The 25,370-nt window shown below is 36.1% G+C and carries 22 protein-coding genes and 2 pseudogenes; 17 read left to right on the plus strand and 7 right to left on the minus strand.

What is annotated here, in order from left to right:
- Nucleotides 1-110: 110 nt before the first annotated feature.
- A pseudogene (locus CIK00_RS17530) lies at nt 111-233 on the minus strand (IS1595 family transposase); the annotation flags it as partial.
- Between the two features lie 212 nt (nt 234-445).
- Between CIK00_RS17530 and CIK00_RS17535 the strand changes: the two are divergent.
- The 4 genes from CIK00_RS17535 (at nt 446) to CIK00_RS17550 (ending at nt 3,194) form a co-directional block, all read left to right on the plus strand.
- Complete coding sequence (locus tag CIK00_RS17535; RefSeq protein WP_101769934.1) at nt 446-931, plus strand: hypothetical protein; 486 nt, start codon at nt 446-448, stop codon at nt 929-931.
- A gap of 278 nt (nt 932-1,209) precedes the next feature.
- On the plus strand, nt 1,210-1,479 hold the full coding sequence (locus CIK00_RS17540) for a PTS sugar transporter subunit IIB (RefSeq protein ID WP_101769935.1): 270 nt from the start codon (nt 1,210-1,212) through the stop codon (nt 1,477-1,479).
- A gap of 12 nt (nt 1,480-1,491) precedes the next feature.
- Nucleotides 1,492-2,748 carry a PTS ascorbate transporter subunit IIC gene (locus CIK00_RS17545; protein ID WP_101769936.1) on the plus strand — a complete coding sequence of 419 codons (1,257 nt, stop codon included), beginning with the start codon at nt 1,492-1,494 and terminating at the stop codon, nt 2,746-2,748.
- Nucleotides 2,745-3,194 (plus strand): PTS sugar transporter subunit IIA, encoded by a 450-nt coding sequence (locus tag CIK00_RS17550; protein WP_167388580.1) that lies wholly within the window; start codon nt 2,745-2,747, stop codon nt 3,192-3,194. Before CIK00_RS17545 ends, CIK00_RS17550 begins: the two co-directional genes overlap by 4 nt.
- A 380-nt stretch (nt 3,195-3,574) precedes the next feature.
- Here the strand turns inward: CIK00_RS17550 and CIK00_RS17555 are convergent.
- Both CIK00_RS17555 and CIK00_RS21725 read right to left on the minus strand, forming a co-directional pair.
- Nucleotides 3,575-3,842 (minus strand): annotated as a pseudogene (locus CIK00_RS17555) (IS66 family transposase); the annotation flags it as partial.
- Complete coding sequence (locus tag CIK00_RS21725) at nt 3,841-4,071, minus strand: IS66 family insertion sequence element accessory protein TnpB (RefSeq protein ID WP_411722720.1); 231 nt, start codon at nt 4,069-4,071, stop codon at nt 3,841-3,843. The gene CIK00_RS21725 and the pseudogene CIK00_RS17555, both read right to left, overlap by 2 nt.
- Before the next feature lie 663 nt (nt 4,072-4,734).
- Between CIK00_RS21725 and CIK00_RS17565 the strand changes: the two genes are divergently transcribed.
- Nucleotides 4,735-5,226 (plus strand): GIY-YIG nuclease family protein, encoded by a 492-nt coding sequence (locus CIK00_RS17565; protein ID WP_101769938.1) that lies wholly within the window; start codon nt 4,735-4,737, stop codon nt 5,224-5,226.
- A 164-nt stretch (nt 5,227-5,390) separates the two neighbouring features.
- Here CIK00_RS17565 and CIK00_RS17570 read toward each other — a convergent pair whose 3' ends face one another.
- Nucleotides 5,391-5,876 (minus strand): hypothetical protein, encoded by a 486-nt coding sequence (locus CIK00_RS17570; protein WP_101769939.1) that lies wholly within the window; start codon nt 5,874-5,876, stop codon nt 5,391-5,393.
- Between the two features lie 271 nt (nt 5,877-6,147).
- On the opposite strand from CIK00_RS17570, the gene CIK00_RS17575 reads away from it, so the two are divergent.
- From CIK00_RS17575 to CIK00_RS17600, 6 genes are all read left to right on the plus strand, one after another.
- Complete coding sequence (locus CIK00_RS17575) at nt 6,148-6,417, plus strand: hypothetical protein (protein WP_101769940.1); 270 nt, start codon at nt 6,148-6,150, stop codon at nt 6,415-6,417.
- Nucleotides 6,418-6,434: 17 nt separating this feature from the next.
- Entirely contained in the window at nt 6,435-8,156 is a 1,722-nt protein-coding gene (locus CIK00_RS17580; protein WP_101769941.1) for an N-6 DNA methylase, read from the plus strand.
- Nucleotides 8,157-8,245: 89 nt separating this feature from the next.
- Nucleotides 8,246-9,949: a type I restriction-modification system subunit M gene (locus CIK00_RS17585; protein WP_101769942.1), complete on the plus strand. Its 1,704-nt coding sequence runs from the start codon at nt 8,246-8,248 to the stop codon at nt 9,947-9,949.
- Nucleotides 9,939-11,273: a restriction endonuclease subunit S gene (locus CIK00_RS17590; RefSeq protein WP_101769943.1), complete on the plus strand. Its 1,335-nt coding sequence runs from the start codon at nt 9,939-9,941 to the stop codon at nt 11,271-11,273. Before CIK00_RS17585 ends, CIK00_RS17590 begins: the two co-directional genes overlap by 11 nt.
- The gene (locus CIK00_RS17595; protein ID WP_101769944.1) at nt 11,273-12,208 is read left to right on the plus strand and encodes a COG2958 family protein; all 936 of its coding nucleotides are present in this window, start codon (nt 11,273-11,275) and stop codon (nt 12,206-12,208) included. The genes CIK00_RS17590 and CIK00_RS17595 overlap by 1 nt, the downstream gene beginning before the upstream one ends.
- Before the next feature lie 17 nt (nt 12,209-12,225).
- Nucleotides 12,226-15,480 carry a type I restriction endonuclease subunit R gene (locus tag CIK00_RS17600; RefSeq protein WP_101769945.1) on the plus strand — a complete coding sequence of 1,085 codons (3,255 nt, stop codon included), beginning with the start codon at nt 12,226-12,228 and terminating at the stop codon, nt 15,478-15,480.
- A 364-nt stretch (nt 15,481-15,844) separates the two neighbouring features.
- On the opposite strand, the gene CIK00_RS17605 is transcribed toward CIK00_RS17600, so the two are convergent.
- Nucleotides 15,845-17,161, minus strand: coding sequence for an ISNCY family transposase (locus CIK00_RS17605; RefSeq protein ID WP_227990506.1), 1,317 nt, complete (start codon nt 17,159-17,161; stop codon nt 15,845-15,847).
- Nucleotides 17,162-17,374: 213 nt separating this feature from the next.
- A complete protein-coding gene (locus CIK00_RS17610) occupies nt 17,375-17,797 on the minus strand; it encodes an acyl-CoA synthetase (protein WP_227990512.1) in 423 nt (140 codons plus the stop codon).
- 316 nt (nt 17,798-18,113) lie between these two features.
- Between CIK00_RS17610 and CIK00_RS17615 the strand changes: the two genes are divergently transcribed.
- Complete coding sequence (locus tag CIK00_RS17615) at nt 18,114-19,088, plus strand: zinc transporter ZntB (RefSeq protein WP_065208968.1); 975 nt, start codon at nt 18,114-18,116, stop codon at nt 19,086-19,088.
- Nucleotides 19,089-19,490: 402 nt separating this feature from the next.
- Entirely contained in the window at nt 19,491-20,009 is a 519-nt protein-coding gene (locus CIK00_RS17620) for a mechanosensitive ion channel domain-containing protein (RefSeq protein WP_065208969.1), read from the plus strand.
- A 495-nt stretch (nt 20,010-20,504) separates the two neighbouring features.
- Here the strand turns inward: CIK00_RS17620 and CIK00_RS17630 are convergent.
- Nucleotides 20,505-21,682, minus strand: a protein-coding gene (locus CIK00_RS17630; protein ID WP_373322882.1) for an IS3 family transposase whose coding sequence is annotated in 2 segments (ribosomal slippage) — nt 20,505-21,424 and nt 21,424-21,682 — 1,179 coding nt in all. Because the reading frame shifts where the segments join, the coding sequence is not laid out codon by codon here.
- 609 nt (nt 21,683-22,291) lie between these two features.
- On the opposite strand from CIK00_RS17630, the gene CIK00_RS17635 reads away from it, so the two are divergent.
- From CIK00_RS17635 to CIK00_RS17655, 4 genes are all read left to right on the plus strand, one after another.
- Complete coding sequence (locus CIK00_RS17635) at nt 22,292-23,431, plus strand: LEM-3-like GIY-YIG domain-containing protein (protein ID WP_101769948.1); 1,140 nt, start codon at nt 22,292-22,294, stop codon at nt 23,429-23,431.
- A gap of 303 nt (nt 23,432-23,734) precedes the next feature.
- Entirely contained in the window at nt 23,735-23,920 is a 186-nt protein-coding gene (locus CIK00_RS17640; RefSeq protein ID WP_065207721.1) for a hypothetical protein, read from the plus strand.
- The gene (locus CIK00_RS17645) at nt 23,917-24,291 is read left to right on the plus strand and encodes a type II toxin-antitoxin system death-on-curing family toxin (protein ID WP_101769949.1); all 375 of its coding nucleotides are present in this window, start codon (nt 23,917-23,919) and stop codon (nt 24,289-24,291) included. The genes CIK00_RS17640 and CIK00_RS17645 overlap by 4 nt, the downstream gene beginning before the upstream one ends.
- Nucleotides 24,292-24,898: 607 nt before the next feature.
- A complete protein-coding gene (locus CIK00_RS17655; protein WP_101769950.1) occupies nt 24,899-25,231 on the plus strand; it encodes a hypothetical protein in 333 nt (110 codons plus the stop codon).
- The last annotated feature ends 139 nt before the right edge of the window (nt 25,232-25,370 follow it).

The raw sequence follows: 25,370 nt of genomic DNA on the forward strand, positions 1-25,370 counted from the left end.
AACTGTGTGACAGAACCCATAAACGTAATAAAGAGGCGGTTTATCAGTTCATTAGGCGCTGCTTGATGGATAGGAATCTCAATCGCTTTTCAGGCGAGTCTTTCTGAACTAATGTAACCATTTTTCCAGCGCAGATGAAATAAACGTTCTCTACATTGTATTTCTGTCTCGTACATTTGCATAAATTCGGGTATAGAGAAGCCTTTCTGAAATCGAATTGAATTATTAGGCATGATGTTACTCTTACACTTCAATATCTTGAAGTCTCGGCGATAATTTAACAGTGGCTGTTAAATAGTGGTAATCAAGTATATTAATAGCAGATAAAGATAAGTAAGAGTGGTAAACATGTAATTTATCTTACTGTTTTATATGTATATACTATAAAAAGAAAAGCGAAAGTTAATTATGATGACCATGCTTGGTTGTGTGGATAGGAAGAAGTATGTTAGCTAAAAAAATGGTTGCGCCGCAAGATATGCAAAATGGCGCTACATTCAAAACTAAAAAATATGGTGTTGTTCGTATTCTCGAATATTACAATACACATACAGTTATTGTTTTTTTTGAAAATACAGGAAATATTCGAGCTATTAGTGCAGCAAAGTTAAGAAATGGGCTTTTAGCCGATCGTTCTGTTCCTCCTGAATCTATTATGGTAGGAGAAAAAATTGAATCATTGAAACATGGATTATTAACTATTGTACAAGTTGAATCAGAAAATATTATATTATTGAAAAACGATAGTGGCGAAGAAGTTCGATTATTATTACCCACAGTAAAAAAAATGAAATTAAAAGCGAGTGAAGATAAAATTATAAAAGAAGAACCTAAACTGCCAATGTCGTTAAGTGCTCTGACTAAACGAAATAAAAAAACTAAAGATATAAATACGTTATTGAAAAAGATGTTGACAGATTATGGTAAATAATAGATGGATTATTATCTATTAGCAGTATTTAATTATATGAGTTTTTATCAATCGATTAATGAAATAGTACAACATCCATCACAGTTTTAATTCTCTTATAAAATAGTAATAAATCTTCTTGCTTAATAAGACCGTATTAAGCAGATCTACGTCACAATCTCATTTTGTGTTTGTGATTCAAGTCTGGTTTATTTGGAAGTTTACCCTTTAATATTTCCGCATAATAAAAAGACAATGAAATAGTTCATGTCTAAATATCCTACTAAAGAGAATATAAAATGAAAAAAATTCTAGTTGTATGTGGAAATGGATTGGGTACTTCATTAATGATGGAGATGGCGGTTAAAGATGTAATCAAAAAAATCAGTTTAGATGCCGAAGTTGATCATGAAGATTTATCTTCAGCCGTATCAAGTCATGCTGATATATGGGTAGCAGCAACTGATGTTGCAACACAATTAGAAGCAGCAGGAAAAATAAATATTATTAGTCTTAAAAATATTTTTGATAAAGTATCTATCGAAGAACAATTAATAGCTTTGATTTAAGGACTTATTATTATGGTTGATTTTTTTAAATTTATGCTGAGCTTATTAAAAGAGCCAGCAATTATGGTTGGCTTAATTGCTTTTATTGGGTTAGTTGTACAAAAATCTGATATATCAACCATTTTAAAAGGCACTATTAAAACGGTAATGGGATATTTAATTCTCGGTTTTGGTGCGGGTGCATTAATTGGTGCATTAAATAATTTTTCAACAATATTTACAGAAGCATTTGGTGTTAGTGGTGTTATTCCTAATAACGAAGCAATTGTGGCTATAGCACAAGAAGCATTTGGTTATGAAATGGCCTTAATTATGTTTTTTTCCTTCATCGTTAATATTATTTTAGCTCGAATCACACCTTTAAAATATATATTTTTAACTGGTCATCATACTATGTTTATGTCGATGTTGGTTGCTGTTATTTTATCAACAGCTGGCATTAAAGGCACTATATTAGTCGCGCTAGGTTCAATAATTGTTGGTTCTTTAATGGTAATTATGCCTGCGATTGCTCAGAAATATACAGTAAAAGTAATGGGTACAGATCAGCTTGCAATGGGGCACTTCTCAACGCTTTCTTATGTTGTTTCTGGTTATGTTGGCAGTAAATTTGGTGACACATCAAAGTCAACAGAAGATATTAATGTACCAAAGAGTTTAATGTTTTTACGTGATACACCAGTAGCTATAGCGACAACAATGATATTATTTTTCTTATTGGCATCAGTATTTGCTGGTAGTGAATTTGTTGAAAGTATTTCTGGTGGTCAAAATTGGCTAGTCTTTACGTTTATGCAATCCTTAATTTTTGCAGGTGGTGTTTACATCGTATTACAAGGTGTAAAAATGTTTATTGCGGAAATTGTACCAGCATTTAAGGGGATTTCGGATAAATTAGTACCAGGTGCAAAACCTGCTTTAGATTGTCCAATGGTATTTCCAATGGCTCCTAATGCTGTATTGATTGGTTTTTTATCATCATTCGCTGCGGGTTTATTAGTAATGAGCATACAAGGAATGATGGGATGGACAGTTATTGTTGCTGGTGTTGTTCCTCACTTTTTTGTAGGCGGTGCGTCTGGAGTATATGGAAATGCTATGGGAGGCTTACGCGGGGCAATACTTGGTTCATTTACACAAGGTATCTGTATTTCTATCTTACCGATGTTATTACTTCCAGTATTAGGTGGTTTGGGCTTAGAGGCTACAACTTTTTCTGATTTTGACTTTGGTGTTGTTGGATTATTCTTAGGATGGATTGTTTCATGAGTTTATTCGATTTAGTTGGTAATGATGGTATTGTTATCACATCAGAAAAGCATTTAACCGTTGATTCTGCATTAGATTTAATGTGTTCAATTTTAATAAAGAATAAAAAAGTAGATTCTTGTTATTTAGAAGCAATTAAACAAAAACATCGAGAAATTGGTGCTTACTATGTACTTGCTCCTAAAATCGCAATGCCACATGCTAGACCTGAAGATGGTGTAAATGAAGCGGCGCTTCAACTTACAATATTTAAGTATGGTGTGGATTTAGAATCAGAAGATAATGGTGATGTATATTTATCAATAACATTAGCAGCGGTAGATTCAGATAACCATATTAATACAATAATGGCATTATCTGAATTGTTTCAAAATGATGAAGACATCGACGCAATTATTCAATCAGATAATATAATAAATATTATAGATATATTGAAAAAATATTAAAGTATGTAACATATAAATAGAATAATTATTAAAGGCTACTAATGGGTTAATGCCAATCAGTTAAGATCTAAATATTTAGGTTGAACGATCCTCGTAGTATGTAAGAATCTGAGGATATTTATATTCTCGGATTTTTTTATGGATGTCTCACAAGCCTTAAATATTATTAATGATTGGAAACCAAATAAAATTGAAACACTGTCTAATTTATTATCCTTAGAGTTACCTGATACCACTATTTAACAGCTACTGTTAAATTATCTCCTATACTTCAAGATATTGAAGTATAGGAGTAACGTTATGCCTAATAATTCAATCCAATTTCAAAAAGGCTTCTCTATACCCGAATTTATGCAAATGTACGGTAAGCGTGTGGGGAATTACACGTTGATTTTTACATTCCAGGGTAAAACAGATTCAACATCACCAGGATTTGTACACCAATATTCTAAACAGTGGGCGATGTAATCATAAGGAACCAAGCCGTTAGCCTTCGCGGTTTCTATAAAGTATCGCACTTGATTGTGCTCCTTGTGTTGATGCTGAAAATAGCCAATTCTTTCGATCTATCACAAACGGTTTTACTGCGCGCTCTGCACGGTTGTTATTGATAGATAACAATCCATCGTCGATATAACGTATCAACTCATGACTGATAGCCTTTTAATAGTAAAATAGGTTCAGTATCAGCGGGCAATGTTAATTGTGATTTCCCAATAGAAAGCTGAATAGTTGATAATGGCGCATCAGTGACAGGACGAGAGGCATCTACTTTTAAGAAAGTAGACGCATTTGTGTTTTTATTCCATGACGCTTTATGTGCGCTAAATGTTTTTGGGTGAATATCATTACGCCGACAAAATTCAACAGCACTCAGACCGCTAGATTGATGCTCCTTAAAAAAAGCCTGCCATTGCTATGGTGTTCTTTTTTTACTTCTTGGCATGATTACGTTCTCGTTAAATGAAAGAACGCAATATTACGAATAATTATTTATGGTTGTTAGGTGTGGTTCCCCACACGCTTACTTGTCGTCACCTATTGGTTCAATTTAAGTTAGTTTCTTTGACTGGTTTATTATAGGTGGTTTCTTAAGTGCTAAAATGCGGTTTGAGAGGTAATGTGAACTGGTTTCATTGGGGTATACTTAAAAGAATGGCGGAAATAACAGAACAACAAGGCATAAATAGGTGTCCCTAACTCATTTATGCTCCAAAACGAGTTAGGTCAAATACTCATTTATATTGTGTTAACGTGATTCTGGATTAGTTTTATTTACTGTGTACATTAAGCCACAACAGTATTTGAACAGTTATAACGAAGCATGGTGATTTTATCTGTTTGGTTTCGTATTTAATAAGACTGATTAAATACATTTCTTACTTTCTACATCCTCTCAAAAGCATTAAATGTAAAAAATGTCACCAAGCCCATAATATATAGAGATTATATCGATTATGATGAAAATATTTTATGAGTATATTTTTACGTAAAAGTAAGAATGCTTACTAATAAGCTGTTATAAAGCGATGGAGTTACGATGGAGATTTGTCGAAAATTAAATGAAGCTTGTAATAGCGCTTTTGAGGAAGTCTTATCGCAAAGTGGTGAGCGTGTTGAGATCCTAGATTTATCAAAAGTTCTATTTAAGGAAAATGGTAAGCTAATAACTGGAGGCTTATCACTGGGAATTAAACTCAATACAACTGGGATTTATATCTTGGAGTCACCGACCGGAGAGCTTGTTTATGTTGGTCAAGGTGGAAAACAAAAGTCAACCCCTCTCAATGATCGCATACTTCAAGAACTTAGGCTTTATACCAAATCTCCTAAAGGTAGCAATGGTGGGACTATTAGCAAAAACATACAACAGATAGACAATATCAAGTTCGAAAGTAAAGAACAATGGAGGCTGTTTATTTCAAGTTACAAGTTGAAAATATTGCATTCAGAAAGTTGGGAAGTTTCAATTAATTTGATAGAAGCTTTTATCATGGAAGCTATCAAGCCTAAATATAATATCAACAAATAGTTTTATAACAAGATAATCAACATGATGCTATTACACTCACCATTCGCGGTTTAGAATATATGAAGTGGTCAAGTAAAACTGGCCACTTCAAAAGGCTGAAATTTACTAATGTAGTTACTGATGTTATATAAAAGCGTTTCATCTTAATCAGTTGGTAACCTATCTTAACCACGAAAAATGACTCTCTCAACATAATTACCGTTTATATCTCGCCTCTCACATCTAGCATCTGTTTGTTTAGTATCTAATATCGGTTTTCGCTTGGGAGCAATCCATTTGCCTCTTAGTAGTAAAATAGCGAGGGAAAAGTCCAAGCGATATATTCTTGACTCAAAGAGCTTCCAGCGGTGAATAATGCTGGCAGCTTCATTATAAGTAAGTATTTGCGGTTGCCCTGTAACGCACTTGATGGCGTTCCTAAAAGTTGTTGCCTCCCAATTTTTGGGATTTTTATACATATTTCGGATAATCATTTCTGCTTTTTCATGTTCCTCTTTCACCGTTAGAGTACGGGTTTTATCTCTTAAGGCCGCTGTTTTCGATGATCCAGTATCAAAACGTTTAATCTGAACAAGATTGGAATTTGATTTTTTTGGGATTGCAATAAATCCCAAAGCTTCAAGTTGACGTTGAAATTCTGTTTTAGCCATATATAAATACCATAAATATAATATCTGATGAGTACATCATGTTGCTTTGGCTTCATCAATAATATGCAGTCACAATTCAATAAAGTTACAAGTCATATGCGATAACATTATAAGAGACTGTTTTTTAATTAAGTTATAAGTGTTTTATTAATTATTGAGGTAGATTTTTCTATAGATATAAAATTAATCAGTAAAAAATTATAAAAATCAGCTTTACACTTATTTGTTGTTTGAGTATATTAATCCCATCATCACAGAGGGAGACAAGGGAATGGCTAAGACAAGACACATCAATCAGCGTATGAATCAACGTGGTATCAATGAACAAATGCTCGAAATTGTAAAAATGTTTGGTGTTGATAACGGAGATAAGATTTTCCTCAATCGGAAGGGGATTAATGCTGTAGAAAAAGAACTAAAAAGTATCTTAAAACAGATTGATAGAATGAAGTCTCGTGGTGGAATTGTCTTAGTTGAGTCTTGTGGTTCAGAGATTACGACTTATGGATTAGATAGTTACAATCGTACTCTAGTACATTAATTTAGAAGGGAAATATCGTGAAAAAAGAATTGCTATCACTTGTCGAGTCACAACGAGGCTCATTGTCTCCATTATTATTTTCTCAAGTATTTGCTGCAAGCTGTGTGTGGGTGAAATTGGAAAATGAAAGCACTTTTAGTAATCCAGATTTATTATTCGAAGAGTTTATTTGTAATGAAATATTGTCTAGCTATTTACTTTTAGATTATGAATTCCCGGTTCAAGTATCTTGGATTGAAAAACTCAAGTTTTCACTGAACGCACTGTTATCTACTGGGGTTATTAATTATCAAGATTTATCAGATGCCATAATTGAACTAGTTGATCAATCTGGTAAATATAGTAGTGAGATTGATATCCCAACTGAAGTGGTAGAACTAGGAGTAAAATTGCTTAATAAAAAAATTTCTACCGTTTACTGTCCGTTTACTTCTGGCTATTTATTTGCTCATAAAATTGGTTCATATGACTATGCAGCTTGTGAGACAGCAAATATGACAGATGCTTTTTTTGGTCGAATTCAAACACTATTACTTGATCAAAACGTAAATATTGTTGTTTCAGATCCGATTAAAACACCAACGTTAATTGGCGAAGGTGGGCTACAACAATTTGATTCTGCTATTGCATTACCTCCATTTGGCGTTAAATATGGAAAAGATGAAATCCATGATATTTGGGGACGATTTCCTGAAAAATCATTAATGGGGGATGTTTATCATTTACGTCATCTTCTTGCTCATTCTGATTACGTTGTTTGTTTTGTGACAAATGGATTTTTATTTCGTACAGCAGCAGGAGAGAAACAGTTTAAGCAGGATATGATTGAACATAATTGGCTAAAAGCGGTAATTTCTTTACCGAGTAATTTACTTAGTAATACAAGTATTCCTATCAGTCTTGTTATTTTAGATAAAAATAAATCTGATGATTGTGTGACATTTATTGATGCAACTAGTGATCATTTCATTGATAAGGTTAGTCGTGTTAAATACAAACTTATTAATATAGATTCGATTCTAACTATGGTTGCATCGAATAAAGACTCACAATATTGCAAACATTCTTGTGCTTTAGACATTCAACATAATGATTATAATTTATCTCCATCTCGTTACACAAAAACACCAGAAGAGATCGAAGCTGAGTGTTTTTTAAGCCAATTTAAAACATCAAAACTCTCTGATTTAACCGATATTATTAGACCACAAGCAATAAATCATGATGAAAATGGAACGAATAAGTTTATTGAACACAATTTAACCAGTCTAAATAATTTCGGTCAATTAGTCGGTGAAGGGAAACCAATTTTTGTATCAGCAGAAAATATAAAGAAAGCATTAAAACAAACAATAAAACCCAAAGACGTATTGATTTCATGCCGAGGAGCTGTTGGTCGAATAGCTTTGGTTGATAGTGAGATTAAAGAAAATATATTAGCTAGTCAGGCGTTTGCTATTGTTCGAATAAAACCAGATGTAGAAGGAATTACTAGTGAATCCCTTTATCAATATTTAATATCAAAACATGGGCAAGTAATGCTATCTGTTTATGTGACAGGCACTACTGCACAAATGCTTAATGCTAAAGATTTAGGGGATATTGATATTCCTTTATTTAAGCAAGATAAATTAGATGAGTTGTACTCTATTCGTATACAAACGATCAATTATCAGAAAAAAATAAGTCAGATAAAAGATGAGATTATTAATCTTAATTCCAATTGGGTTAATAGTTAATATTATTTTTTATCTGAATAACAGACTTAAATAGCTTTATGTGGTGCATAGTGGTGCATAATGTCATATAAAAATCAAAAGAGATCCTTATGAAACAAACAGAGCAACAATTCTTAAAAGAGCTAGAAAACAAGCTCTGGACAGCCGCAGACAAGCTACGTTCATCGCTTGATGCCTCACAATACAAACACGCTGTACTTGGCTTAATCTTCGTTAAATATGTTTCTGATGCATTTAAACTACGCCAAGAAGAAATCAAAGCAGACCTAGCTAATCCTCAACATGAATATTACCTAGATCCTGCTGATTTTTCAGAAGAAGAGTTAGCGGCTGAAATCGCTATTGAGCTTGAGCAACGTGATTATTACACTGAGAAGAATGTGTTCTGGTTACCGATTGAGTCACGTTGGCAGTTCTTGCAAGACAATGGCCCTGTTGTTATTGGTGGTGCCGATCTCGATATTGGTGGAAAAACTAAGAAGATCACCTCTGTAGGTCACTTAATCGATAACGCGCTTGAGGCTATTGAACGTGATAATACAAAGATTAAAGGTGCACTTAACAAGTCATACTCTGGCTTACAAATTGACCAAGCTAAGTTAAATGAGCTGATTAACTTAATTGCGACTATTCCGTTTATTCATGCTGATCTAAACAGTAAAGATATTCTTGGTCACGTATACGAATACATGTTGGGTCAATTTGCGCTTGCTGAGGGTAAAAAAGGTGGTCAGTTTTATACTCCTGCCTCTATCGTAACCCTAATTGTTGAAATGATTGAACCGTTTGAAGGTCGTGTGTATGACCCTGCGATGGGTTCTGGCGGTTTCTTTGTGCAATCAGATAAGTTTATCGAGCGTTATGCGGGTAAAAATGAGATTGATCCAATCACTCAAAAGCGAAAGATTTCGATTTACGGTCAGGAATACAACCACACCACATGGCAGCTTGCTGCAATGAACATGGCTATTCGTGGTTTAGATTATGATTTTGGTAAAGAGCCTGCAAGTACCTACACTAACGTTCAGCACCCTGATTTACGTGCTGATTTCATCATGGCGAACCCACCATTCAACATGAAAGAGTGGAATACGGGTGTTGATGATAACGATCCACGTTTCAAATACGGTCAGCCGCCAGCCAATAACGCTAACTTTGCGTGGATGCAGCACATGCTTCATCACTTGTCTGCTGATGGCTCTCAAGCACTGTTATTAGCTAACGGTTCTATGAGTTCAACCACCAACAACGAAGGTACTATTCGTCAGGCACTAATCGAGAATGATTTGATTGAATGTATGGTGGCACTACCGGGTCAATTGTTTACCAACACCCAGATCCCTGCATGTATTTGGTTCTTAACCAAGAATAAAACAGCTCGCACCGATAAAGCGGGACGTAAACTACGTGCTCGTAAAGGTGAAGTGCTGTTTATTGATGCGCGTAACCTTGGCTACATGAAAGATCGTGTTCTGCGTGACTTTAGCTTTGATGATATTCAGAAAGTAGCCGACTTATATCATGCATGGAAAACAGGCGTAGAAGTCAATGGCATCGCTTACGAAGACCAAGCAGGTTTTTGTAAATCAGCAACGCTAGAAGAAATCACTAAGCATGATTTTGTGCTGACTCCGGGGCGTTATGTTGGCGCAACTGAAGAGCTAGACGACGGCATTCCATTTGGTGATAAGATGGCAACGCTAACCGCTAAGTTGAGTGAGCAGTTTGCGGAGTCAGCAACGCTAGAAGCTGAGATTAAGAAGAACCTAGTGGGGTTAGGTTATGAGCTTTGAAGTTAAATCAATAGGGGAAGTATGTTCTGTCGGCGACGGCGCTCACAGTAAAGTGACAAGAGTTGACGAAGGCATCCCCTATCTTACGTCTAAGAATATTGGTCAAGGTTTTTTAAAGTTAGATAAATTAGATTACATATCCGAAGAGTCTTTTGAAAAGTTGTTTTCGAAAGATAGCAAAGCAACAAGGCGACCTCAGGCGGGTGATGTATTATTTGGCATCATCGGTTCTTTTGGTAATACATATTTATATAAAAAATCTGATTTCTTTGGTTTTTCTAGTTCTATAGGGATATTAAGACCTGATCCGGAACTGCTTGATTCAGAGTTTTTATATTATGTGGTGAGTAGCAAAAAGTTTAGGGACAACCACGCCAACCACAACTCAGGTTCAGTACAGGGGTATACAAATATACCTACAGTCAAAGGACTTGCTATTCCAGTTCCGTCACTCATAGTTCAAAAACGAATTGCGAACATACTGAAATCGTTAGATCGAAAAATTACTGTCAATCAACAAACTAACCAAACCCTAGAACAAATGGCGCAAGCCATCTTCAAGTCGTGGTTTGTCGATTTCGATCCTGTTAAAGCCAAAATGAATGGCGAGCAACCAGAGGGTATGGATGCGGCTACTGCCTCGCTATTCCCAGAAAAGCTAGTTGAGTCTGAGTTAGGTTTGATTCCTGATGGGTGGTTGGTAGATCAAATTGGTGCTCATGTTGATGTAACTAAGGGAAAGTCATATAAGAGTGTAGAGCTTCAAGAATCTACTACAGCCCTGGTTACATTGAAGTCATTCAAGCGTGGTGGAGGCTACAGAATGGATGGCCTCAAAGAATACACTGGTACTTATAAGCCACAACAAGTGATTAAAGCCGGTGAGTTAGTTATGTCTTTGACTGATGTTACACAAGCAGCTGAAATTATAGGAAAACCAGCATTAGTTATTGATGCTCCACAATATGACACTTTAGTTGCATCACTTGACGTTGCGATTCTTCGCCCGAAAGAAAGCACTGCAAAGCAGTATTATTATGGACTAATGAGTACGTATCGTTTTCATCGCTACGCTGAAAGTTTTGCTACAGGGACAACAGTATTACACTTATCGTCCAAGGGAATTACAACATTTAAGTATGCTTGCCCAAGTGCAGAATTAGTTAAAAAATACAACGAATTTGCGACACCAATTTTCGATAAGATTCAGGCTAATATTTTGGAATCTCAAGAACTCGCGAAACTTCGTGATTTGCTACTTCCTAAATTGCTTTCCGGCGAAATCGAGTTAGGGACAAGCGAAGAATTGGTTGAGGCAATCTAATGGCTACCCGAGTAGAAATGATTATAGAAACGCTTAAGGCGCATCCTGAGCAAAAATTTACTGCTCGGGATTTAGCTAAAGTGTTTATTGAACGCTATCCAAATGAAATGGCAGAAAAGCAATCCAACCCAAGATATGACACTACTGAAAAGCTAATCGCACAACTTGCGGCTGAAATCGGTGGTGAACGCACAGTCGCGGCAAAAAAAGCTTGTCCGAATGTGGTAACACGAGATAAACCAAGACCTCGCATTTATTTTTGGGATGAGAATCCCGCGCACGAAACTGTTGATTTGCAGACGGATAGTGAGGATTTAGGTGTTCCTTATGTGAATATGCCTTTCGTTGTTCAAAATTTTAAGGAGCATGATTTATATCCATTGCTGATAGAGTTTTTGAATAAAGATCTTGGGTTGTATTGTCAGCGTATTGATGAGCGAAAATCGAAAAATTTACATGGAAATGGTGGGAATCACTGGTTACATCCTGATGTGGTAGCGCTTGAGCCTCTTGATCAAGGCTGGAATGAAATTGTGCGCAGTTGTGTGCGTAGTGGCAATCATAGCTCGGTTCGTTTGTGGTCATTTGAAGTCAAAAAGCATCTGACAAAAGGAAACGTGCGCAAATACTTCTTCCAAGCCGTTTCAAACTCTAGTTGGGCTAATTTTAGTTACTTGGTTGCAACAGGATTAAATAGTGATGTTGAAGCAGAACTTCAAATGCTATCGAGCTTACATGGTATTGGTGTGCTTATTCTCGATACTGAGTCTCTATTTGATAGCCAAATACTCATACCAGCCCAAGAGCGCAATAATGTAGATTGGCAGTCGGTTAATAGGATCGTCGCGGAGAACAGCGATTTTCATCACTACATCGAACAGGTCGGGATCTATAACCAGACGGGTCGTTTGATTCAAAGTGCTTGGAATAAATAATAAGGAAAATAGTGGTCATGATCACTGAAGACCAACTAGAACAACTTTGCCTTGATTGGTTTGCAGACCAAGGCTATCTATACAAAAATGGTTACGATATTGCCCCTGATGGTGATACACCAGAGCGTGATGATTACCATCAAGTCATATTAAAGCAACGCTTACTTGAACGCTTAGAAATCCTCAATCCAGATTTACCGTCTGATTGCCTAAGTGTGGTTGTAAATACTGTCAGTACGCCTGATACGCCTGTACTGATTAAAAGCAACCAAGCTTTCCATAAGTACCTGATTGAAGGTGTGCCTGTTGAATACAGCGTGTTTGAGGATGGTGAAACCAAGACTAAGCATACTCATGCTCGATTAATGGATTTTAACGAACCTGATAACAACGAGTTTTTGGTGGTGAATCAATTCACCATTACAGGTAAAAAAGGCAATCGACGCCCAGATGTAGTGGTATTTATTAATGGTTTGCCTATATCTGTGATTGAACTGAAAAATCCTGCCGATGAACATGCTGATATTTGGAATGCGTATAACCAACTTCAAACCTACAAAGAAGAAATCTCCGATCTGTTTGTGTTTAATGAAGCTTTGGTTGTCAGTGATGGTTGGACAGCGCGTGTCGGTTCTCTAACGGCGAATAAAGAACGTTTCTTACCATGGAAAACCGTAACCGGTGAAGATGACAAGCCATTGCTAGAGTTTCAGTTAGAAACCATGGTTCGCGGCTTTTTCAAACCTGATTTACTGCTTGATTACATCCGCTATTTTATTTTGTTTGAAACTGACCACGACAGTATTATTAAGAAGATTGCGGGTTATCACCAATTCCATGCCGTTCGTGCGGCAGTAGAAGCCACAGTGAAAGCTAAACAGGCTGATGCTGATCTGCCTATGGTGGCTGAAAGAATGGGAAAGTATCAAGTTCAGGCGACTAAGGGACTAGATAAGATCAAAGCCGGTAGCGGTAAAGCTGGCGTAGTTTGGCATACTCAAGGCAGTGGTAAGAGTATTTCAATGGTGTGTTACGCCAGTAAACTGCTGCAACAGCCTGCGATGAATAACCCAACCATTGTTGTTGTAACCGATCGAAATGATTTAGATAGCCAACTGTTTAATACTTTTGGTATGGCGAGTGGCACATTAAAGCAGATCCCTCAGCAAGCAGATGATCGAGATGAATTACGTGAACTGCTATTAGGTCGTCAATCTGGCGGGATTATTTTTACCACGATTCAGAAATTTGCGTTATTAGCAGAAGAAACAGAGCATCCTATTTTATCTGAACGTGCCAATATTGTTGTGGTATCAGATGAAGCGCACCGTAGTCAATATGGTAATAAATCTAAGTTAGTTCCAGTAAAAGATGCTGACGGTAATATCACGGGTTCTAAGTATGTGTTTGGGTATTCCAAATACATGCGTGATGCGTTGCCTAATGCGTCTTTTATTGGTTTTACAGGCACACCTATTGCTATGGATGATAAAGACACCCGTGGCGTATTTGGTGAGTATGTTTCTGTTTACGATATTCAAGATGCTGTCGATGATGGTGCAACAGTACCCATCTATTATGAATCTCGCTTAGCAAAATTAAACATCAACCAAGATGAAATTGAAGAACTTAATGATCTGGTTGACGACGAAATCAGCGAGGAAGATGAAACTGATACTCGTGAGAAAATCAAATCGCAATGGGCAACACTAGAAAAGTTGGTTGGTTCTGAACCTCGTATAGCTCAAGTGGCACAAGATTTGGTTACGCATTTCACCACTCGTACTGAAACATTTTCCGGCAAAGCTATGATTGTGGCGATGAGCCGAGAGATTTGTGTTGATCTGTATAACGCAATTGTTGCAATTAAACCTGAATGGCATCATGACGATCCTGATAAGGGCGCAATTAAAATCGTGATGACAGGATCAGCGTCTGATAAGGCGAAGATGCAGCCCCACATTCATGATAAAAAGACTAAAAAGCTATTTGAGAAACGTTATAAAGACACTAACGATGAACTAAAGTTGGTGATTGTACGTGATATGTGGCTAACAGGTTTTGATGCACCATGTTGCCATACCATGTATATCGACAAACCAATGAAAGGTCATAACTTAATGCAGGCAATTGCCCGGGTTAACCGTGTTTTCAAAGATAAACCCGGTGGTTTAGTTGTTGATTATATTGGTATTGCGAGTGAGCTTAAAAAAGCCCTTAAAACCTATACCACCAGTCAAGGTAAAGGACAGCCAACCGTCGATACCGCCGAAGCCTTTGCTGTATTAATGGAAAAAATTGATATAGTTCGTGGAATGTTTGCAACGCCAGTCGATGGGAATGTATTTAACTATCGACCTGATTTTGAAACCAATGCTTTGCGTTTGCTACCGGGAGCAGTAAATCATTTATCAGGTTTATCGCATACCAATAGTAATGGTAAAGAAGAACGTGATGGTAAGCGTCGTTTCTTAGATGTGATGGCGGCGATGACCAAAGCTTTTTCACTTTGTAATACGATGGATGAGACTCAAGGTTATAAGAACGAAATAGCCTTTTACTCTGCGATTAAGACGGCATTTGTTAAACACTCAACGGTTGATAAAAAACGCAGTGACGAACAGCGGAATAGTGCACTAAAGCTGATTTTGGATAACGCCATTATTGCTGATGGTGTGGATGATATCTTCTCTATGGTTGGGCTTGATAAACCCAATATTGGTTTACTTTCTGATGAGTTCTTGGAAGACATGAAGAACATGAAAGAGAAAAACCTTGCAGTTGAACTACTTGAAAAGCTTTTGCGTGATGAAGTTAAAGCACGAATGAAGAATGACGTAGTTCAAGAGAAGAAATATTCAGATCGCATCATGGCAACACTGCAAAAGTATCATAACCGTAGTATTGAAACGGCTCAGGTAATCGAAGAACTGATCAAATGGGCGAAAGAGATGGCTGCTGATGCTGAAATGGCATCTGGGTTAAACCTCTCTTCTGATGAAATCGCTTTCTATCGAGCGTTAGTGGTGAATGAAGCCTCTGTACGTGAACTGGGGGATGATACTTTACGGAACCTAGCTATTGAGTTAACGCAACAATTACGTAAGTCAGCAACAGTAGACTGGCAAAAACGAGAAAGTGTTCGAGCACGAATGCGTAACCTTGTTCGTCGCCTACTACGTCGCTGGAAGTACCCGCCAGATAAAGCAGACGAAGCTATTAAGCTCGTTCTTGAGCAAGCAGAAGTATTGGCTGACAGCTGGTATAAGTAAGGTTTAAGTATAAAGGCAAGTTTATAATACCTTGCCTTTTATATATCAGCCCTGTTGAAACCAACTTCGCCAATATCACTCTATATCTACGAACATCCCCGCCTATTTTACATAACATCTGTAATGACTACCAAATTTATAAGTTAATGAATAATCGTATTTTTTGTAATTAATCTGCAAATTAAATCCAAAGTGATAATTTAGAATCTAGTAACATCATTAACAAAATAACAATGTGAGTTTATCTCTGTTTTAATTTAGAAAAACCCATTAAAACACCGGCTATTCTGTTCGTTTTGAATGAACAGCGATCACGTTGTTAGTGCAAGTTAGTAATGTCACATAACTCTCCCAGATAGAAATGTCACACTGTGTCAGACTCTTTCATCAAGGTAATATTCATGGCTCGTTGTTGTGCGGCTCGGCTAATGTTCCTTTTACTTCGAGTTCGTTCCGGAGTGTTTTCTCTCTGGTCTTGGCTTTGCTTAGCAAAGGCGAGTACTGCACTTAGTCGTTTGTTATCAACGATGGCTGCTTGGTTTACCGTTCGAAGTTTATCGAAAACAGAATAAGTTAATGGTTGGCCACAATGCTTAATACTAATGGTGCCATCAGGATAGTCGTAAACCATGATGGGTTTACCTATTAAACGGTTATTGGCATCGTTTGGCTCGATTAAGTAAACAACTTTATCGTATTGGATAGTGAGAGAGCGCGTGAGTACACGGCTTCGCTGACGAGCGAAGATATCATCAAGTTCACTTGATGATTCTCGTAATGGGCGATGTGCGTCGTGGAGTGAATAGGGTGTTCGTGCAAAACGTTGATTAAAATCAGCAATAAATTCAGGTAACCAGGTGTTGGCTTCTTCAATCGAATCAATGCCAGCAAGACGCATTTCTTTAATCAGACGGTCTTGTAGTGTTTTATTAGCACGCTCTACACGTCCTTTTGCTTGAGAACTATTAGCACAAATTAAATCGATGTTAAGTTCAAACAAAGCACGACCAAACTCAGTCATTTGCTTACCTGTTTTTACTTCACCGCGATTGAGTCTAAATACTGAATGTTTGTCGCTGTAAAAAGCGATAGGTTTTCCATGCTCTTCAATGTATTGGCGGGTGATATTCATGTAATCAAAGGTTGATTCAACATCACTAAATCGTAAGGTCATGAGTCGACCTGTCGCATCATCGATATACACGGTGAGACAACATTTCTCTGCTCGACCTTCAAACCAATCATGGTGAGAACCATCGATCTGTACTAGTTCACCTAGGCATTCACGACGATAACGAGGTTGATAAACCTTTGGCTTTGCTTGACGTTTAGATATCCAAAAACCTTCCGCCATCATCCATTGACGTAGCGTTTCAGTTGAGAGTTTTAGTTGGTGTTTTTCACGCAATTTTTTATTAGCAAATGTCGGTCCAAAATCGATATAGAACTGACGAACAATATCAATCACACGCTGCTTAAATTCAGGTGTATAGCGCCGATTACTCGGCTTACCACGGCGTAATGAGACCAATCCCGCTGGACCTTGTCCGCGATATTGATTAACGAGGCGTTGGATATGTCGTCGAGATAATTTCAGTAACTCAGCAGCATCTTTTTGTCGAAGTCTTCGTTCACTAATATCACGAATAACATCAACTCGATTTAATTCTTTTGGACTCATGGAAAGTAACATGGCACAGAGATCTATACGTGGCGAAAAACACCACCAAGTATACCAATATGTGACATCTCTAAGTTGGTAAAAAGTGACATTTCTAAATGGTTGCAACAAAACCACCAGATATAAACTATAAAGCTAAATCATAATAAACCGTTTAGCTATAAGAAATAGAATAATGTTTGCTCATTATATTTAGTGAATATTAAAAGGGTTTTAGTTTCTAACTTGTACATTAAGTTCATCGTAAGTAAAGTAACGATGACCCTGCCCAAGACCTTTAATTTTTTGAAATATTAAATCATGATGCTTATCTACTAAAATATCAGCTTCATTCGAGCATACTCCCCCAATAAAAATATAGCGTCCTTCTGTATCTAAAGAGTGGCAAAGATTTGTATTTACTGTCGAAAGTGTTGCGGTTACGTCCTCGATGACACAGGTTACTTTTCCTTTAATTACCCCAATAATACGTTTGACACGATGAGCCTTTTCACCACATTTCCATGCTTGTCTCGTCCCTAGTTCGTAACCATGCTTTTCTTTGCCTCGGTGGATGTGGACTACGATATTGAGATCTCTTTGAACGAATGAAATATCATTATCTTTTATTTCTAACGATGTATTTGCTGTTGTCATTACTGTAGTTTCATCAAAATTTAAATACTTAATCGGGTTTGCAGCCCCCTTTGGGAAGTGAGCTGAAATGGTTTTATATTTAAGTTGAACTCTGATATTTTCTGGGGCTAGTTCACCATGAAATCCCCAACGCTGTTTCCCTTCAATATCGCAATCATATTCGCATGTGAGAAATGTTTATCTATATTTAGGGCTTTAGGCTGATTGCCTAAACTGTAATAAGCTATTCTAAATTATTTGTAATCGCTAATTTAAAGCATGAAAATTTCATAAAATAGATTATTATTCATACATCAATGTAGATAAAGTACCCACCATGACTACTAATAAAAAACCAACAGGGCTGATTCATTCAATAGTTTTAGATTGTGAAGGAGGGATGCGCCAATTAGATTGGAATGAAATTCCCCATACTAAAGATAATTTATGGTTACACTTTGATTATACTGAACAAGAAGTTCATCAATGGTTCAAAGAACACAGTGGCTTAAATGAAATAGCTCAAGAAGTATTACTGAGTGATGATAGCCGTCCTCATATTATTAGACAACATGATAATTTATTGGCGGTATTCCGAGGGATTAATTTAAATCCAAAATCAAGCCCTGAAGATATGGTTTCATTACGAATATGGACTAATGGAAGAATATTAATAAGTACCCGTAAACGTCGTTTATTATCAACAGGAGATATAATAGAATGTTTAACTGAAGGAAATGGCCCAATAAATATACCATTATTATTTATTTCATGGCTTGATCAAATTGTAAAACGGATGGCTGATACTATTGATAATCTTGAAGATAATTTGTTAGCTCAAGAATATCTTTTAGAAGATGAAGATCTAGGTTCAATTAGAGCGGAATTATTAAAAATACGAAAACAAAGTATTGGTATTCGTCGATATCTTACCCCTCAGCGTGAAGCTATGAATAAATTAATTAATGAACCATTAACTTGGTTACACGAAATGTATCGTTTGAATTTAATAACTATAGCTGATCGTCAAATTAAGCATATTGAAGATATTGATGCTTTAAGAGAACGATCGGGAATGGTTCAAGATGAAATTAACAACTTAATGTCAGAAAAAATGAATCATCGATCTTATGTATTAACTATTATTGCTGCTATTTTTTTACCTTTAGGATTCTTTACTGGATTAATGGGGATAAATGTTGGTGGGATGCCTGGAGTTGATAATATTAATGCATTTTGGATAGTTGTATTTATTTGTTTCTCTTTATGTTTTGGTCTTTTAGCTACATTTTTTTTGAAAAAATGGATTTGAAATAAATTTATTTGTGGGAGTTTGGCCTGATTTTAGATGTCGCCTAGGCCTTTCTCTTATACACAAATCTCCAGTGTCAAAACTGTTTTTTTTGAACTTCACTTCAATACCTCGATCAGGTCCTTTACTAGGAGATCAAGGGCGGTCATTATGAAAATTGGCACACCGCAAAACTGGACTATTTAGGTGACCCAAGATAAACAAAACGATTAATGTTGTAACTTAATGAATTTGACCACTTCATAACGAACGTGGAGTAAAAAACATAATATATTTTGACTTGCTGTTATTAATTGGTAATATATTATCAATAAGTTAGCGATATTACTAATATTTATATTCAATTTGTTTTATATTAGACGTGTTTTTGTGTTGTCTGTATACGTGAATTAAGAGGGTTGTATGTCATTGTTTCAACATCCTATTATGTTTAAATTTTTAATTGGCATGACACTATTTATCGTATATATAATATGTAAGGTGTTGATTTACAAGGCAATATCATCTCTTGCAAACGCCAAGGGTGTAAAGGTTCATAGGGCAAAATTCATACAGCGCAGCTTCAGTTTCTCATTGCTATTTATTTTAATATCGCTATTTTTAATCACAACAGGTATTGGCTATGGGGATGTATCTGTTTTTATATCTTCTATTTTTGCGGTTCTTGGTGTTGCATTTATCGCGCAATGGTCAATATTAAGTAACATTACTGCTAGTTTATTGATATTTTTTGTATTTCCTTACCGAGTTGGAGATGTGGTAAAAATAGTAGATAAAGATGAAGATATCAGTGGTGAGATTATTGACATAAGAATTTTTCACGTTTTGATTAAACATGATAACGGTAACTTAATAACATACCCCAATACATTGATACTGCAAAAAGCAGTGATAAAAATATCTAAACATAATTTAACATAATGGAATAGCCATATGAATAATAAAGTCATTAATATTATATTATTATCAATATATCTGATTATATTTAGTGTTTTTTTTATGCTAAAAATGTATTTGTATTCTGTAATATCATTACATTTTATTCTTCTCGTTATAGCTATTATGAAATCATCCAATTGCAAAAGCGATAAAGATATATATAAGTCAAAAAAAAATATCATGTCACATTTTAAGTTAGGTTAATTATTGGGAAATTACATGTGATTTTATTATTTACTTAATTTATGCAAAGACTCGGCTAAGAGAAGCGGAAAAGATTATTGTTGAAGGGTAAAATGAGTTATTTTTTGAGTTAGCATAACATGTTTGTTTGTCTTTCCCTGTTTAAAATGTCTCCTTTTAAGGTAGTTCATTGTGGTGAAAATGGATTATAGAGTAGTGAAGTCAAGGCTTTTTTACTACGTGTCAGCCCTACTTTAAAATGTGACATTCCTCCAACTTAGAAATGTGAAGTGGTCAAGTAAAATTGGCCACTGATTTGTATTCATTATTAAATCGGCGTTCTGATTCATTAGGCGTCAAGCCACCGTTATATTGATGGGGCCTGACTTGGTTGTAATATCGGATAATGTATTTAGTGATCGCCACTTTAGCTTCATTCGATGAACGATAACCCGCCGTTGGCATCCATTCTGTTTTAAAACTTCTAAAAAATCGTTCCATCGGGGCGTTATCCCAACAATTTCCACGTCGACTCATACTTTGTGTAATTTGATACCGCCAAAGTAATCGGCGAAATTGTTTACTTGTATAATGACAGCCTTGATCGGAATGAAACATGACACCTTTAGGCGCCCCTCGAACTTCATAAGCCATCGAAAGGGCTTTACCTGTTAGATCTGTATTGGGTGAGCCTGACGTTGCCCAGCCAATGACCTTACGAGAAAATAAATCAATCACAATAGCAAGGTACAACCAACGTTGTCCTGACCAAATATATGTCACATCGCCACACCAAACTTGATTAGGCTCAGTAACTGCAAACTGGCGATCTAATGTATTAGGGATATTTAGATGTGCATTTTCTGCTTTTTTATAACGATGCTTCTTAACCTGGCAACTAACTAACCCTAATTTTTTCATGACGTTAGTGGCTTTATATCGACTTAACGGCACGCCTTTAGTTGTAACGATACCTGCAATCGTTCTGGCTCCTACAGAGCCACCACTAGCACGATGTGCAGCCTTCACTTCACTAGATAATAGCACTTGCTCTTTTGACTGCGTTTTGGGCCGTTTAGCCCAATATTTATAGCTACTGCGATGAATGTCAAAGACATTGCAGAGGATAGATACAGGATAATAAGCTTTTAATTCATCAACTAAAATGAAGTTTTGAATGAGTCCGAGGCCAAAAGAGCGGTTGCTTTTTTTAGTATTTCTTTCTCCATTTCAATCCGTTTAATCTTCTTTTCTAATTCACGAATTTTAAGCTGGTCAGGTGTCATTGGTGTTGCTTTTGGTGTAATCCCATCACGTTCATCTTTAAGTTGTCGAACCCACTTATCCATTGTTGATTTACCGACATTCATTGCTTCAGCGGCTTCTTTTATGGAGTAGCCTTGATCTAAAACGAGTTGTGCTGATTCTAATCGAAATTCGGGTGTAAAATTAGGACGTATTCTTTTAGTCATAGTGTCACCTATTAAATTATGAGGTGATGATATCACCTCTAACTAGGTGGCCAAATTAACTATGCCACTTCACATCTCTAAGTTGGTAAAAAGTGACATTACTATATTGGGTTTACACACGTAGTGCGGGATAGATGCATACTGTTAAATACAGCCGTTTTTAACGAAAAGTCATACTAGGTGTCGAGTGATCTGTATTTGTGGTCTTAAAATCGTTTCTAGGGGCGATTTTTGGGGTTCTTTGAGAGTATTTAAAGTTATCTTATTGCTATTGAATAAAGAATGATCCCTAATTATCATTCTTTACTTACTGATAATTATATCAATATGATATTATCGTTAACGGCTTTTCAGGTTGTTTTTTCATTTCGAGTGCATTCACAACCAAAAGGATTTACATGGAAGTGGAAAGCCATTTCAAATTATTAGTAATACCACCGTCTTTTGGCGGTTTTTTTGTATCTGGACGTTACAGCGTGTCTGTTAGTAATGTCACACTGTGTCAGACTCTTTTATTAATGTAATATTTATTGTTCGTTGTCATTGTAATAACCATCACCATTCATTTATCGGAAAGTTAAGCTTTCTGACTTAATCGGAACACTTTTTATGTTTTCTCAGTCCGTGATTGAACAGATCAATTATTATGTTTATTTTCTTCGTGACCCTCGTACAGGAAATATTTTCTATGTCGGGAAAGGGTGTGGAAACCGAATTTTTAATCATGTCGCATGTGCATTAGAAAAAGAGAATTCATCAGATAAGCTCGATATTATTCGAGATATTTTAGATGGTGGTGAGAACATAGAGTATTACATCCTCAGACATGGTTTAGAAGAAGCTACCGCATTCGAAATTGAATCAGCAGTTATCGATTTGGTCGGCCTGACTAATTTGTCTAACTTGCAACGTGGGTATTACGCCAATGATTTTGGTATAAAGTCAACGAATGAGATTATTGCTATGTACAGTGCCGAGGTACTAACAACGTCACTGCCAATCATTTTAATCAATATAAACAAAAGATATCACCGAGAGATTACTCAGGATGAGCTGTACGAAGCGACAAGATCTGCTTGGGTTGTTGGAAAGAAGCGAGACAAAGCTATTTACGCAATCCCTACCTATCGTGGCTTAACTCGAGAAGTGTATAAGATTCATTCTTGGTATCCTGTCGATATTGAAGGAAAACAGCGTTGGGGATTTCATGGTGAACTAGCCCCAGAAAATATCAGAGTTCAACTTAAATATAAAACCATTTCAGCTCACTTCCCAAAGGGGGCTGCAAACCCGATTAAGTATTTAAATTTTGATGAAACTACAGTAATGACAACAGCAAATACATCGTTAGAAATAAAAGATAATGATATTTCATTCGTTCAAAGAGATCTCAATATCGTAGTCCACATCCACCGAGGAAAAGAAAAGCATGGTTACGAATTAGGGACGAGACAAGCATGGAAATGTGGTGAAAAGGCTCATCGTGTCAAACGTATTATTGGGGTAATTAAAGGAAAAGTAACCTGTGTCATCGAGGACGTAACCGCAACACTTTCGACAGTAAATACAAATCCTTGCCACTCTTTAGATACAGAAGGACGCTATATTTTTATTGGGGGAGTATGCTCGAATGAGGCTGATATTTTAGTAGATAAGCATCATGATCTAATGTTTAAAAAAATTAAAGGTCTTGGGCAGGGTCATCGTTACTTTACTGACGATGAACTTAATGTACAAGTTAGCAACTAAAACCCTTTAATATTCACTAAATATAATGAGCAAACATTATTATATTTCTTATAGCTAAACGGTTTTTTATGATTTAGCTTTATAGTTTATATCTGGTGGTTTTACAGGTTTAGTGCGCATAAATAGCTTTGATGTTAAATACCGCCCAATTTGAGGCGGTATTTTTGTATATTGGTGTTACGTTGTAAATTTAGAAGGTTATACGTACAATTAAAATTAGCGGCTAGGGTAGCTCCCGAAAGGCTGAATAACCTTGTTAGCTTGCCGCATGTTTTTACGAGGTTAAACTTGAAGGTAAGTTTTATGAATCCACGAACTCAAGAATTACTAAATAAAGCACGACAGAATAAAGATAAAAAACCAAGTATTGCCCCATTTTCTTATGTTGAGATGATGACCTCTACTGATCGAACGGTTACTGTAAGAGCAGCAGCTCGTCGAGCTATGCGTGGAAATCGAGAAGCTTTAGAATTACTCGCTGATTTATGATTACTTTAAGTTTAGATGATGTGATTAATATTCATGATGAAATACTAACCACAGAGCGAGGGTCACAAGGCTATTATGGAAATGACCGGTTAGGTGGTGCATTAGGTAGAATAGAAACTAATGTTCTCTATGGCGGCATGGATGATCTGTTTGAAGTTGCAGCCTTATATATTGAAGCGATATCTAAAGGCCATTGTTTTGTTGATGCTAACAAAAGAACAGCTTTAACTGCGGCGAGTACATTTTTAGAATTACATGATGTAACATTAAAGACCGAAAAAAATCTGGCTTATGTTGTTGAATCATTTGTTAAAAATGAAATAAACTCAAATGATTTAGCTGATATTCTTAGAGAAATGTCTATTTATTAAAATAAGATAATTAATTATCTAGAGGTCGCCATTGGCGGCCTTTTTTGTATCTGGACGTTACCGAGTTTAAAGTTATCGTATTGTCATGGAATAATGAATAATCGTTCATTCTCGTTTTTTGGTTCGCATAAGATCCATACTGTTAAATACAGGTGTTTTATTCTTCTTAGCCTGCTATATATTTTTTATGATTGTTAAATACACCACGAGATAGTATGGACCAGATAAACGCGCTGATTATTATTGCTGTATTTGTGGTTATCCCACTGCTCCTTACTTTCTTTAAGAAGAGATAGGATCGTGTTATGCCAAGGAAGTACGCAAAAATACACCTTTTCATGATAGATAACCGCGAAAGAAAGCTATTAGCATCGAGCTGTATGTTGAGTGAAGTTGAAATTATTTTAATTTTAAACAGATATGAGGACGATTATGAATTAAGTTCTCCTCACTACTTACTTGAAGTCATTGATAGTTACAATATAGTTTTATTGTCTAAATACACCAATAGAAATAGTGTAAAAAAAGAGCCACTTCCTATTGATTTATAATGATTTTATCATTATTTTTGATTTTCGTTAATTACAGGAAATCAAAAAGAGAAAAGATGGAAATTATATTTATTGACCAGGTGTTTAGTCAAATAGTTTATGGCCAATACGAAAAAGATTTGTCTGCCATGGCAACAAAACAAAAATTACAACAATTGGACGATGTTTTTAATTATATTAATGATGCTTATTATGAAGCTGAAAATATCTTGGGGTATAAGGAAGTTAAAAGAGCTCTAGAGCAATGTTTACTTTTCATTGAGGAGCCTTTGGCATCTGTTACCAACGAAGATTTTATCATTTACTTGAGTTACGCCAAGACTCGGCTAAGAGAAGCAGAAAAGACTATTGCTGAAGAATTAAATGAATTTAATTTAGAACCAGCATAATTGTTGTTAGTACGCATAAAATTTGTGATGTTAAATGAGACTAATTTGAAAGTATGAGGATTGGGTGCTCATTGGCAATGTAACCAAACAAGACCTGAAATGGTGAGGCATGACTGCCCCACCATTTAGGCTAGATTAT

The organism is Photobacterium carnosum, from assembly GCF_002849605.1.
Classification (GTDB): Bacteria; Pseudomonadota; Gammaproteobacteria; order Enterobacterales; family Vibrionaceae; genus Photobacterium; species Photobacterium carnosum.